The organism is Streptomyces sp. (genome assembly GCF_036566765.1).
Classification (GTDB): Bacteria; Actinomycetota; Actinomycetes; order Streptomycetales; family Streptomycetaceae; genus Streptomyces.
Genome location: NZ_DATCVQ010000693.1, coordinates 1 through 13,022 on the forward strand (window position 1 = coordinate 1; position 13,022 = coordinate 13,022).

11 protein-coding genes, 1 tRNA gene and 1 pseudogene are annotated in these 13,022 nt (G+C 70.9%); 9 read left to right on the forward strand and 4 right to left on the reverse strand.

The genetic code is table 11. The features are described 5' to 3' along the window. Positions 1–1,585 (reverse strand): MMPL family transporter (locus tag VIU94_RS40085; RefSeq protein WP_331919818.1); only part of this gene is annotated, 1,585 nt, incomplete at its 3' end. Positions 1,586–1,760: 175 nt separating this feature from the next. On the opposite strand from VIU94_RS40085, the gene VIU94_RS40090 reads away from it, so the two are divergent. The 3 genes from VIU94_RS40090 (at position 1,761) to VIU94_RS40100 (ending at position 4,645) form a co-directional block, all read left to right on the forward strand. Next, positions 1,761–2,933: a sensor histidine kinase gene (locus VIU94_RS40090; protein ID WP_331919820.1), complete on the forward strand. Its 1,173-nt coding sequence runs from the start codon at positions 1,761–1,763 to the stop codon at positions 2,931–2,933. After that, positions 2,908–3,570, forward strand: coding sequence for a response regulator (locus tag VIU94_RS40095; protein WP_210578132.1), 663 nt, complete (start codon positions 2,908–2,910; stop codon positions 3,568–3,570). Before VIU94_RS40090 ends, VIU94_RS40095 begins: the two co-directional genes overlap by 26 nt. Positions 3,571–4,027: 457 nt before the next feature. Next, a complete protein-coding gene (locus VIU94_RS40100) occupies positions 4,028–4,645 on the forward strand; it encodes a hypothetical protein (protein WP_331919822.1) in 618 nt (205 codons plus the stop codon). A gap of 45 nt (positions 4,646–4,690) precedes the next feature. Here VIU94_RS40100 and VIU94_RS40105 read toward each other — a convergent pair. Next, a pseudogene (locus tag VIU94_RS40105) lies at positions 4,691–5,534 on the reverse strand (IS5 family transposase). Between the two features lie 117 nt (positions 5,535–5,651). Between VIU94_RS40105 and VIU94_RS40110 the strand changes: the two are divergent. The 5 genes from VIU94_RS40110 (at position 5,652) to VIU94_RS40130 (ending at position 10,404) form a co-directional block, all read left to right on the forward strand. Next, complete coding sequence (locus VIU94_RS40110; RefSeq protein ID WP_331919824.1) at positions 5,652–6,515, forward strand: helix-turn-helix domain-containing protein; 864 nt, start codon at positions 5,652–5,654, stop codon at positions 6,513–6,515. Positions 6,516–6,604: 89 nt separating this feature from the next. Beyond that, on the forward strand, positions 6,605–7,639 hold the full coding sequence (locus tag VIU94_RS40115) for a methyltransferase (protein ID WP_331919826.1): 1,035 nt from the start codon (positions 6,605–6,607) through the stop codon (positions 7,637–7,639). A gap of 929 nt (positions 7,640–8,568) precedes the next feature. Then, positions 8,569–9,282: a hypothetical protein gene (locus VIU94_RS40120; protein WP_331919828.1), complete on the forward strand. Its 714-nt coding sequence runs from the start codon at positions 8,569–8,571 to the stop codon at positions 9,280–9,282. A gap of 677 nt (positions 9,283–9,959) precedes the next feature. Then, on the forward strand, positions 9,960–10,118 hold the full coding sequence (locus VIU94_RS40125; RefSeq protein WP_331919830.1) for a DUF4259 domain-containing protein: 159 nt from the start codon (positions 9,960–9,962) through the stop codon (positions 10,116–10,118). Continuing rightward, positions 10,087–10,404 (forward strand): DUF4259 domain-containing protein, encoded by a 318-nt coding sequence (locus VIU94_RS40130; protein WP_331919832.1) that lies wholly within the window; start codon positions 10,087–10,089, stop codon positions 10,402–10,404. The genes VIU94_RS40125 and VIU94_RS40130 overlap by 32 nt, the downstream gene beginning before the upstream one ends. A gap of 138 nt (positions 10,405–10,542) precedes the next feature. Here the strand turns inward: VIU94_RS40130 and VIU94_RS40135 are convergent, their stop codons facing one another. Next, positions 10,543–11,706, reverse strand: a complete 1,164-nt coding sequence (locus VIU94_RS40135; protein ID WP_331919834.1) for a competence protein CoiA — start codon at positions 11,704–11,706, stop codon at positions 10,543–10,545. A gap of 102 nt (positions 11,707–11,808) precedes the next feature. Here VIU94_RS40135 and VIU94_RS40140 point away from each other — a divergent pair. Further along, positions 11,809–11,886, forward strand: a tRNA-Trp gene (locus VIU94_RS40140). A gap of 802 nt (positions 11,887–12,688) precedes the next feature. Here VIU94_RS40140 and VIU94_RS40150 read toward each other — a convergent pair. Next, positions 12,689–13,022: Kelch repeat-containing protein (locus tag VIU94_RS40150; protein ID WP_331919836.1), on the reverse strand; the 334-nt coding region annotated here is incomplete at its 5' end.

Genomic DNA, 13,022 nt, shown 5'->3' on the forward strand with positions numbered 1-13,022 from the left:
CGTGGGCCCTGGCCGGGCCGTGCCCGATCGCCGTGGGCAGCACGTCGGTGCGCAGCCGGGCGATGGTGTCGGCCGTTGCCTTGTCCTGAGGGCTGGTGGTCGGGAACACCACGAGGGTCGCGATGCCGGTGGCCCGATCGATGTGCGTCGGCGCGACGGATGCGATGCCCGGATCCGCCGCGACCGTTGCGACGAGTCGGTCCAGCACTCCCGGATCACCGGTGGGGTCCGCGGCGATGACGAGGGGACCGTTGGTGCCCGGGCCGAACCCCTCGGCGACGAGGTCGTAGGCCCGGCGCTCGGTACGGCTCTGCGGCAGTGAGCCGTCGTCGGGCAGGCCGACGCGCAGGCCGAGCACGGGCAGCGTCGCCGTCAGCAGCAGCCCCGCCGCGCCGACCGCGTACGGCACCGGGTGCCGGCTGACGTGCCCGATCCAGCGACGCCACCCGGCGGCGTGGGCGGTGCCTGCCGCCGGGTCCTGCCGCCGTGCGAGTCGGCCCAGCTTCCTGGTCTGCAGAGCCCGGCCGATCCGGCCGGCCCGGGCCAGGCGTGGGCCGGCGGCGCCGAGGAAGGCCGGCAGCAGCGTGACCGATGCGAGCACCATGATCAGAACGACGATCGAGACGGCGAGCCCGCCCACCGTCATGAACGGCACGTTCGCGACCGCCAGGCCGAGGATCGACACGACGACGGTGCCGCCGGCGAAGATCACCGGCCGCCCCGCCGTGGCCACCGCTCGTCCGGCCGCCGCCTGCGGATCGAGCCCGCGCGCGAGGTACTCCCGGTGCCTGGCGAGCACGAACAGCGCGTAGTCGATGCCCACTCCGAGCCCGACCATGCTGCCCAGGATCGGTGCGAAGGTGGGGACGTCTGTCACCCCCGCCAGCACCGTCATCGTGGCGACCCCGACGGTCAGTCCGAAGACCGCCATGCCGATCGGCAGCGCGGCGGCGACGAGCGAACCGAACGCCAGGAACAGGATCGCGGCCGCGGCGAGGAGGCCGATCAACTCGCTCACGCCGCCGTCGGGGTCGGAGAAGGCGTAGAAGAGGCTCCCGCCCATCTCGACGCGCAGGGGCAGTTCGGCGCGCAGCCGGTCGCCGAGTGCGACGAGGGCGTCGAGGTCTTCGGCCGACAATCGGCTCTGGTCGGGGTACTGCACCCGGACGACCGCGATCCGCCCGTCGGCCGAAACGAGGCCGCCGCGCACGGCGGTGTCCCCGCCCGTGTCGAGCGCCCCCGCCGGGTCGCTCGTGCCGAGCACGTGCGGCAACCGCTTCACCTCGGTCTCCAGCCGCGTGAGAGCGGTGCGCGCGCCGTCGTCGTCGAAGAACGTCGCACCGTCGTCGAGGGGGGTGACGACCACTTGGGCGGTCATCCCCTCCTGGCCGGTGCCGGCCCGCTCGATCAGTTCCGCGGCCCGCTGGGAGTCCAGTCCCGGAGCGGTCATCGAGTCCGCGGTCCGCCCGCCGAAGGCGACGGCGGCGAGGACGGCGAGCGTGGCGGCGATCAGCCATGCCGCGATCACCCGCCAGGGATGACGGGCGGCGCTTGCGCCCAGGCGCAACAGGGCTTTCGAGAGCATCGGGGTCCTCCAACCACCTCGTCGGCCGTCCTTGCACGGCCGCCGATACGAGGCTCGTCGCCACGGCGCCCCGTGGCATCGGCCCGCGGGCCGCGGATCCGTCGGCCCCAAGTCGGAGTGAGTCCCCGTCCTTTCGGCCGATGCGCGGCACCCCGCGGCCCCTAGGCTGAGAACCGTGCTCCGAGACGACCTGCGAACCCTGTGGACCGAACCCCGGCCGCCCGACGCGCCCGCCCGGGTGGGGCGGGACTGGGCGCTGCTCGCCGCGGGCCTTGCCGGTGTGGCGCTGGAGGCCACCCTGCGCGAGAACGTCGTGTGGCGGCCGGTGGCGGTGGTGGTCACCGTATGGCTGTGCCTGTTGCCCCTGTGGCGCCGGACCCGCCCGCTGGCGATGGTGACGCTGGCGTTCGGCTCGGTGACCCTGCTTCCGGTGGCCTCGCTCGTCGCCGCACCGCGCGAGCCCGTCGGCCTGTACACCGGCGCGGTCGTGCTCGTGCTGGTGTACGCGCTGCCCCGGTGGGGATCGGGCCGCGAGGTTGTGCTGGGCGGCGCGGTGATCCTCACGGCCGGCGCGCTGTGTTCCGTCACGGACGAGACCCCGTTCGTCGAGAACGTCGTGGGCTTCGCCTTCCTGCTGCTGCCCGGCGTGATCGGGGCTGCCGTGCGGTTCCGTGTGACCGCTCGCGAGCGGCAGTTGGAGCAGGTGCGCTCCCGCGAGCGCGAGCAGCTCGCCCGGGAACTGCACGACACGGTGGCCCACCACGTGTCGGCCATGGTGATCATCGCCCAGGCGGGCCGGGTGCTCGCGGGCGCCGACCCGTCCGCCGCCGTCGAGGCGCTGGAGGGGGTCGAGGAGGAAGGGGCGCGCACGCTGGAGGAAATGCGCGCCATGGTCGCCACGCTGCGCGACCGCGGGGTCGGCGCCGAGCTGGCGCCCCCTGCCGGAGTCGCGGATCTGGAGCGCCTGGTGCGCACCCCGGCTGGTCGCCTCGGGGTCGACCTGGGGCTCGACGGCGAACTGGACGCGCTGCCCCCGGCCGTGGACGCGGCCGTCTACCGGATCGTGCAGGAGTCGGTGACCAACGCGCTGCGCCATGCGGTCGACGCGACCGAGCTCGTCGTTCGGGTCGCCGCGGAACGGCACACGGTACGGGTGAGCGTGCGTGACAACGGCCGACGCACCGGCCGGGGTCGCGAGGGATACGGACTTACCGGACTGCGCGAGCGCGCGACCCTGCTCGGCGGCACACTACGAGCCGGCCCGGGTACCGACCGGGGCTGGCATGTCGAAGCCGAACTGCCGAGCGCGAGGAGCGAGAGCGGTGTCCATTCGCGTCCTCGTCGCTGACGACCAGACGATCATCCGCACCGGGTTGCGGATCATGCTGAACGCCCAGCCCGGCATCGAGGTCGTCGGCGAGGCCGCCGACGGGCAGGAGGCGGTACGTCTGGCCCGCGAACTGCGCCCCGACGTCTGTCTGTTCGACATCCGCATGCCCGTACTCGACGGGCTCGAGGCCACCCGGCTGGTCGCCGGCCCGGGCGTCGCCGACCCGCTGGCCGTGGTCGTCATCACCACGTTCGACCTCGACGAGTACGTCTACGGCGCGCTGCGTGCCGGCGCCCGCGGATTCCTCCTCAAGGACACGGGACCGGACCTTCTGGCCCAGGCCGTACGGTCGGCGTCCGGCGGTGAGGCGCTCATTGCGCCCAGCGTCACCGTCCGTCTGCTCCAGGCATTCGCGGACCTGCCCGCCGGCCGTCCCGTGGCCCAGCCGGTCTCCCCCGTCACCGCCCGCGAGGAGCAGGTGCTTCTCGCCGTCGCTCGCGGGCTGACCAACACCGAGATCGCCGATGCACTGCACATCAGCCTCAGCACGGTGAAGACGCATCTGGCCAGCCTGATGGCCAAACTCGGCGCCCGCAACCGGGTCGAGATCGCGATGTGGGCCTACGAAACGCGCCGTATCCTCCCCGGAACCTGAGCCGGGTGCCGGGCCATGTCCCATGAGTCCCCGCCCGGACATCAGTGCACCGGTCGGCTCACGTCGGCTCCACGTGCCTCACCCGCCCCAGAGCGTGACGTACCAGGAGGCCGGAACTGGGACGGTGAGACACCCGATACGACAAGACTCCCGACGGCTACCTCACCAGTCTCCACCTGCACGCCTCGATGATCTGGATCAAAGACCTCACCAGGACCACCCGATGATCACGACTCGATACGCGACCTAGGCCGTTTCCTGCGGATCACATACCGCCGGTACCGGTCATGTCCGTGTACACCGGACTACGGTCAGAACTGCGGTCCGCGCTTTGACCGGAAGGCACGTCTGGGCGCTGTTCCTCACCACAGAACCTCCTGGCCAGGCAGCTCACGCATACGCAGGTCGTCGATCCGTGCAGACCAAATCATTTGACGGCGTCGGGAGAATGCCTGGCATGGGTACAGACATAAGCGGCTTCCTCGAGTACCGGGCGCCGCAAGACGATCAGGAGCCGATCTGGTACAGCGCACACGGCCTCAGCTCCCTTAACACTGTCCGTAACTACGACGCGTTCGGTTGTCTCTTCGGGGTCCGTAACTATGCGAACTTCCGTCCCTTGGCCGCAGGCAGGGGGTTTCCCGCCGACGCCTCGGCCACCGTGAGTGCGCGGTTCGCCCAGCTGACCGAGTGGTACGGCGAGGACGGCTTTCACAGCACCACGTGGATCACGTGGGCCGAGGTGCAGGCCGTCGACTGGGATGAGCCCGCAGAGAAGCCCGACAGTCGCCTTCACGAATACCGCCGGACGCCGAGCGGGCTCAGGATGTGGGGCAAGTCCTCCTGGAGTCCAGATTTTGCCGAGGCTGTCGGCCTCGAAGCGGGCGAGGTGCGCGAGTGGCCCGAAGGAAGTGAGTGGCTTGTTGGGGACACGTTCTACAGATCAGTCACCATCCGCCGCAGAGATGCCGTCACCGAAACCGGCGAGTGGCAACCCGTCTGGGAAGCCATGAAGGAACTCGCAGCACAGCACGGTGACGACAACGTACGCCTCGTCGTGTGGTTCGACGACTGAGCAGGGCACGGCGACCGCGCATCGCCGTTGGATGCCCCTTCCGGGTCACCTCGCCGACCAGATGAAGACGGCGGCGACGTGGAGCCCGGCGAGGTAAACGGTGGCGGTCTTGTCGTAGCGGGTGGCCCGGCCGCGCCACTGCTTGAGCTTGTTGATGCACCGCTCGACCGTGTTGCGCTGCTTGTATGCCTCGCGGTCGAAGGTCGGCGGACGGCCGCCGAGGCAGCCGAGCCGTTTGCGGTTCGCGGCCTGGTCGGCCGGCTGCGGAATCACCGCTCTTATGCCGCGCCGACGGAGATGGTTGCGGATCGCCCGGGACGAGTACGCCTTGTCGGCCAGGACCGCCTCCGGCGTGGTCCTGGGCCGGCCGACCGGCCGCGGCACCCGTAAGCGAGCCATGACCTGGGGGAATGCGGGCGCGTCACCGGCCTGGCCCGGCGTGAGGACGAAGGCGAGGGGCCGGCAGCGGCTGTCGGCGGCCAGGTGGATCTCTGTGGTCAGTCCGCCGCGGACCGTCCGAGGGCATGGTGGTCCGGCTCGCCGGCCGAGGCCCCTTTTGACGGGCCCCGGCGGCGTGCTGATGAGCGCGGACGATGGTGGAGTCGACCGCGACGACCCAGTCGAGGTCGCCTTCAGCGTCGGCCTGGGCGAGCAGGGCAGTGAAGACCTTCTCCCAGGTGCCGTCGGCGGCCCACTTCCGCAGCCGGTTGTGGGCGCCCTTCCACGAGCCGAAGCGCCCGGGAAGGTCCATCCACGCTGTCCCGGTGCGGTACTTGCACGCGATCGCGTCGATCACCTGCCGGTGATCACGCCACCGCCCTCCCCGCTTCGGGGTCCTGTCCGGCAGCAACGGCTCGATCCTCGCCCACTGGGCGTCAGTCAACGACACACATCAACCAACGATCAGACGATCCGAAGACGCCCTGGTGGCCGCTCGGGGCTCCGCGCGTCGGCCCGCGGAACTTTTCTTCAAGACGGGGCGGCCCGGGTCCGTCAGGGTGGGGGCATGCACAGCGACGAAGTGGATGCCGAGGTCGGAGCCGTGGCCATGGACCATGGTTCCGACGGCGACCGTGCAGCCGGCAGCGAGTGGGAAGTAGCGCAGCCCGGTGCCGCCGCGCCGGCCGTTGCCGGTGTCCGGATGGCCGGATTCCGGGATCGCGTCGGCCGGGCACTGGACCTGCGGGTGCTGCCCCAGCCTGCCGTGGTCGTCGTCATTGGTCTGGGGAACGACCCGTTCACGATCGAAGGCGGCACCGCACAACGGCCCTCGACGAGCCCGAACCCTCATCCGAGCCTGGTCGCGTCGTTGTCGCCCGGTCCCGCGCGAATCCGCGGCCGGGACGTCGAGTGCATCGAGATGTGCCTGTCGCCCGGCGCCGCTTACGCGCTGCTGGGTGTGTCGCCGCACGAACTGGAGGGGGCGGTCGTCGGCCTGGAGGACCTGTGGGGGCGGCAGGAACGGCAGCTCCGCGAACGGGTGGCCGCCGCCACCGCGTGGCAGGAACGTTTCACGCTGGTCAGCGAGTTCCTCGCCCGCCGGGCCGCTCGGGGGCCGTCGATGACACCCGAGGTCGCCGGTGTGTGGGACACGATCGTGGCGCGCGGGGGCCGGGTACGGGTCGACGACCTCGCCGCGTCCTGCGGGTGGAGCCGGAAGCGGCTGTGGTCCCGGTTCAGTGCCCAGATCGGCCTCACCCCCAAGCGCGCTGCCATGCTCGTCCGCTTCGACCAGGCCGCCCGGGCCCTGCGCGCGGGCGGCAACGCCGCGGACATCGCCCTGGCGCACGGATACGCCGACCAGTCCCACCTCCACCGCGACGTCCTCGCCTTCGCCGGGTGCACGCCCACTGCCCTGGCCGGTCTCTGACCCGCAGTCCCGGACATCACAGCCACCCATCCCGACGAGGAAAGAAGTCATTCGTGAGCTCCATAGACACAGCTGCTACCCAAGAGGCCATGGCCGACCGAGGTCTGATCGTCCAGCTCGCCTTCGGCAGCATGGCCTCGCAGACCTTGCGCGCCGCAGTGCGGCTCGGAGTCTTCGACCTGATCGGCGACGGCCGGCGGCCGGCCGGCGAGGTGGCCGCCGACGCGGGAGCCGAGCACCAACCCATGACGAGGCTGTTGCGCGCCCTCGCCGGTCTGGGCCTGATGGAGGAGCACGAACCCGACGCGTTCTCAGTGACTGCCGCCGGCGCCCTTCTCGATTCCGGCCGCCCCGACTCGCTCGTCTCGTTCGTCCGGATGTTCACCGACCCGGCGATCGTGCGGGCCTGGGACGGCCTGGACAGCAGCGTCCGCACCGGCGAGATCGCGTTCGACGCCGTATTCGGCACCGACTTCTTCAGTCATCTCGGCCGACACCCCGAGCTGTCCGCCGACTTCAACGCGGCGATGAGCCAGGCCTCCAAGGAGACGGCCGCCGTGCTGCCGCACGCCTACGACTTCGGCCGCTTCACCTCGGTCACCGACGTCGGCGGCGGCGACGGAAGCGTCCTGGCCCGCGTACTCGACGCGCACCCGGCGCTCACCGGTGTCGTCCACGACACCGAGGACGGCCTGGCCCAGGCACCGGAGACGCTGGACCGGCACGGGGTGGCGGACCGCTGTTCCCTGGCTGCAGGCGACTTCTTCCGTTCCGTTCCCGGCGGCTCGGACCTGTACCTGATCAAGAGCGTCCTGCACGACTGGTCGGACGATCAAGCGGTCACGATCCTCGGCCACTGCCGCGAGGTACTGCCGCCCGGCGGCCGCGTCCTGATCGTGGAGCCGGTGCTTCCCGAGGTGGTCGGTACCGGTGCCGCTGCGCACGCCGCAGACGGCGGGATCACTTACCTCAGCGACCTCAACATGCTGGTGAACCTGGGCGGGAAGGAACGTACCTGCAAGGACTTCGAAGAGGTGTGCCACCGCGCGGGACTGTCCGTCGTGTCGGTGACCCCGCTGCTGGAGGCGGCCCCCTTCTACCTGATCGAGTCCGTGGCCTGCTGACCACGAGCGCGCACCGGGGCTGGGGCCGACTGACCCGCAGGACACGGCCCGCGGGCCTGCGGTGGCCCGTTCGTCGGCACTGCGGCACACCGCGGTATGCGACGTGGAGGCACGTGCTCCGCTGGGGCCGGTGGCCATGCCGACGGTCGTTCCAGGACGAAAGGGCCCCGGCCGGTGAGCCGGGGACGACCACGGCCTCGGCCGGCTCCCGCGGCGGACCGACCACCTAGATCCACATCAAGCTCAAGCAGTGGCGTGGCGTGGCCACCCGTTACGACATGACCGCCACCATCTACCTCGCCGCCATCTGCACCCGGTCAACAAGGTGATCCGAAGGAAACGGCCTAGGGTCGACGCCTACGGCCGACCGCCTCGGTCATTCGTCCACCGAGGCGATTGCCCGGCCCAAGGCCCCCGCCACCGGATGGACGGCGGGGGTCTGGGCTCAGGTGAAGCGCCTCTGCGCACCGGGCGAGGTGGTCAGCAGAGTGTCTCCATGAAGGCTTGGTAGCGCTGCAGGTCCGCTGCCTGGGGAGACGGTTGCCTCGAGGTCGCTGCGCGCCCAGCTGTCAGAGCCAGTTGGCAAGGTCGCGGCTATGAACAGCACCCCGACCACTCCGCCGCGGCCGTTCGACGTCACCGCGGTCTTCCCTCAACTGGCTCCGCTGGCACGCACGGCGACCCGGTTGCACCCCCGCCCCGGGTCTCCGTCACCGCAGGACAGTTCCATCGGCGGACCGCTGCTATGGCCCGCCGACGAGCCATGGCCGCACTGCGACGGACCTCATGTAGTGGACGGAATCAACCCGGCGCTGTCCCCAGCGGACGTGAGGCTCGAACGACGGATCCGTGCCGCCTCGCGCGGCAGGAGCCTGACCCCGCAGGAACGAGAGCCCCTTGAGCGAATCCGCCCCCCTCGGGAGCTTCCAGTGAAGCTGGCGGTCGCCCCGTATGAGGGGTCCATAGCGATGCTGCCGGTCGCCCAGTTGTACACGCGGGACGTGCCCGATCTGCCCATGCCTGAAGGAGCAGACCTGCTCCAGGTCCTGTGGTGCCCCTTCGACCACCCGATCATGCCCAAGACCGCGCTGTTCTGGCGGTCGGCAGCCACGGTCGCCGACACCCTCACCACGCCCCCCGAACCGCCCGCGATGCAGTTCGACGGCTACCTTCCCGAGCCGTGCCTGCTCAGCCCAGAGCAGGTCACCGAATACCCCGACCACCTGGAGTTGAGCGAGGAACTCCAGGAGCAGCTCGGGAACTGGAGCGTGTGGCAGGCAGCCGGCACGGACGTGGACAGCGCCTACGCGTCGTTCCCGCAGGAGTTCTACGACAGTGAGTTGGCGGGCGCCCCCGGCTGGAAAGTCGGCGGCTGGCCTCGCTGGGGCGCCACCGACCCCGCCCCCCGGCTCTGCCCTGACTGCGACAGCGACATGGAGGCCCTACTGACCATCGCCACGTTCGAGGGCGAGGACGACAGCAGCTGGGTCCCGCACGAGGAACCGGCGGATGAACCGCCCAGCGGCTTCGACCACTTCGAACCTAGGCGGCCCACTGCGGTCCAGATCGGCAGCGGCTACGACCAGCAGCTCTATGTCTGCCCGGCGGCGCCCGAGCACACCCACTCCGAGCTGATGCACTAGCCGGCCACACGACACCGGGCCCGCCCCCCCGAACCCCTCCGCGTCCGACAAGAGACCCCGGCCTATCGGTGCGTGGCGGGGCGGGCGGTGTGGACGTCGCGTACTGCTTCGCGAACCACCGCGCGCACGGCGGGCTCATCGAGGACCTGCTGGCATGTGGGCTTACCTCGGCGCTCGGCGCTACCCCTTCGAACCCTCGGCCGGCGGCCATGTTCGCCGTACAGTCAGTGCGTACTCCGGCGGCTCGGTCCCGCCGGTGCCTTCGGATCCACCCGACAACTGCAAGGCCAGCTGGGACAAGGTCGACCGGCACCCGGACGGACAGTCGCTGGCGACACCGTCAGCGCGGCGGGTCGCGGAGCTCCGCGACGAGGAGTGCGTCGAGTTGGAGGGCGCGTCGCAGCGGGGATCGTCCTCGGCGCCTAGGCGGCGCCGATGGCGCGCTGCCGGGGCCGACGGCGCGGTTGTGCTCCGGGCTGCGTCAACTAGCCTGTCGGCAGACGGGTATCGCCGTGTGCCGGGCGCGCCCGGCTGTCTGGGCACAGAGGCCGAGCGGGCCGGCAAGGTGTGCCGGCTGGGCTGACGTTCTGTCCTACTCTCGTGTGCTGTGCGGCCCCGTTCTGTTGTCGGTTGCGGATGGGAAGATGCGCAGGTCCGGCAAGTAGGACGAGGTCACGGTGGGTACGTGGGGCATCGGCCCGTTCGACAACGACACGGCTGCGGATTTCGCGGGGGACCTGGACGGGGCGGCCGTGGACGTGCGCGTGTCGATGATCCGTAGCGTGCTTGAAAGCGCCGCCAGTCGTGGTGAGGAACCTGTACGGCTTCGATGCTGAGCGGGCGGTGGCCGCGGCGGCCCTGGTGGTCGCGCAGCACCCTGACGGGGGTCCGACGTGTGTGGTCTACGGTCCCTCGGAGCCGATGCCGGAACTGCCCGCGGAGATGCCAACGCTCGCGGTCGATGCTCTGGACCACGTGGTCGCCGAGTCTTGTGAGCTCGCCGAGTTGTGGGGTGTAGCGCCGGCCGGTCTGGAATGGCTGCGGGACATCGCCCGCCTCCGTGACGTCCTCGACCCTCCGTGCCTGCCGCAAGAGGAAGTCCTGTTCGAGATCCCGGGCTAGGAGTTGCCTTCGCATGTCACGCCCACACCAGGAGCGATGGGAGAGGGGAGAGCGCTCCGGCCGCACGCCGAAGTGGTGGCGGTTCCGTGGGACCCGCCACCGCAGACCCCCCGGCGACCGGGAACGTGAAGGCAGGACCTAGTACACCCCGCCGGGCCGGACCCACCAGCACTCGAACGACTCGGAGTCCGGGGATGCGACGAACACCTTCACGTCGGAGAAGGCCAGCTCGGCCATTCTGTGCAGAGCCCATGGCGCGTCGACCACGACCGGAGTCGTCTCCGCCCACGCCCCGAGGCGGTCGGGAAGCGCCACCGCGATGACCCGCGCCCGGCCATCCTCCTTCGTGTACAGCGGCCGGCCATCGCCGTACGCGGCGGAGGGCGCACCGAAGAACGTTTCGTCTCCGAGCGCGCCCTGGACTATCGCCTCGAAACTCCGCCACCATCCCGGCCCGATCCCCGTCCGGGCCCAGAACCGCTCGTAGGCGGCTGCCCGTGCCTTCCGCGCCGCCTCCTTCTGCTGCCAGAGTGCCTCCTGGGCTCGCAGTGCCGCTCGGTGACGGGCTGCCTCCTCCTCAGCCGCGGCCGCGTACTGCGGCGCCGTCCAGAACCGACCCTCGTACTCGTCATGGGCGTTCCGCGCGCGGAAGTACTGCTCCTCGTGCGGGGCTAAGCGGCCGTCCAGGATCCACGCCACCGCGTCGTTGAGAGAGATGCCCTCGACCATGCCCCAGGCGTCGCGGGCCGTATACCGAGCGATGCCGCGACGTACGGTCCGCGGCTCGTCAGACGGGCCGCTCACGTGGAGGGAAGGCGCCGCGGCCATCCAAGGCCGGGGACGCTCCCGGTCGTCGAACCAGCAGACGCCCACCCCGTCTGCCGTGTAGCGCGCGGTGCGCTCGAGTACGCCGTCCTCCGTGATGGGTGACAGCTGGGCTTCCAGCGCGAACTGACGGCCCTCCGCCGAGACGGCGAGGACATCTGCCCGCCAAGCGCCGTGTGGTGCGGCGGCCTCAAGGAGCATCTGCCAGCCCGCGGCCCGGCCGGCCGCGGCGAGGTCGGACTTCAGCAGCAGGTGGCCCGCGCTCTCCCCCGCGAGAGGGCAGTTCGGCGATCGGCGCCGGTGAGCGAAGTGCCGCAGCCCCAGCACAGAGACGCGGGCCACCATCCGGCTTTCGCAGGCCGGACAGTGCAGCGGTGCCCGAGCCCGGTGGATGTCCTCCCAGCTCTGCCCGCATCCCAGATCGGGCTGGGTGGCATCCAGCCTTCCGTGTTCGGCGTGCTGGGCGGTGAACGGCATCGGCGGAGCCTTCCCGGAGCGGAGAGGGGGACACGCCGCCTCGGCGGTCCCGAAAATCATGCGGCAGAGAGTTCCGCCGCAGTGCCATGCTCAAGGCACCGAAGGGGCGTAGCTCAGCCCGGCCAGAGCAACGGATTCCAAACCCGTACGCCGCAGGTTCAAATCCTGCCGCCCCTGCCACTCCATCTCGACCCGCACGACTCCGACGACCTTCCGGGCGATCTCCGGCGGCGGGTCCCCGGCTCCACGCAGTCCGGCAGCTCCCTGCGGAGCCCCTGTATGCACTGCTCGAAGGACGGCACGGCGAAGTGCCTCGACCCGCAGCCCATCGCCGCCCATCGCCGCCCGGCAGTCCCGACCGCCGGCGTACAGCATGAGCCCGGCGGGACAGCGGAGCTCGTCTGCTGTCTCGAACGGGCACCGCAACTGCTCGCCCGGACTCTTCCGAGGGCGCTGGAAGTCGATCCGCCCCCGCCCTCTTCGGCGAACAGCTCGCTCAACTCCGCCTCGACCCGGACGGTCGCCACACCCAACGCCCCATGGACGGAAGTGGATCCGCCTGCTCTGGTTTCTCCCGTCATGCCTCTGGTCACCCCCGTGATGAGGCGTTCAGCGTATCGAGAGCCTGTGACATCCCGGGCGGGCCGCTGGCGTTCACGCTCACGGGCGGGAACGACAACGACTGCACCCCGTTCCAGGCGGTCATGGCACGGATCAGGGTCGCCCGGCCGGGGCGGGGACGGCCCCCGGACCCGGCCCGACCGTGTGGTTACGGACAAGAACGACGCCCTTGACGGGGCGCAGCAGCGCACGATCAACGACCACCTCATACCGAGTCCAGTCCATCGCCCCGTCCCAGAACCGGACCGCGGACCGCGGACCAACGTCCGTGGTCCGCGCGCACGATCTGACGCCGACATGGATGTCTTTCAGGACCGAAGCCGTGAGGGACCCCGTACAGGGATCCCTCACGGCTTCGGGGTCAGCGCGCGGAGGCCGCCGGGGGAGGGTCCAGGGCTTCGACGGTGCCCAGGAGACCGCTGGACGTACTGCCGCCCGCGGCGTAGACGCACATGCCGCCCTGCCCGGGTGGGCACTGCGTGGTTGCGGCCGCAAGGTGCGACCGGGGCGTCGGCAGTGAGGGAAGCGTCGTCCAGGCGTCGCCGACGGCGTTTAACGACTCCACCTCGCCCTGGACGTTGAACGTGGTGCCGCGGCCCCCGACCGCGTACACGCAGGTGCCGGTCTGCCCCGGCGGGCAGGGCGCGGCAGCCGCGGCGAGGAGGTACCGAGCGGTGGGCAGCGGCGCCACCTGG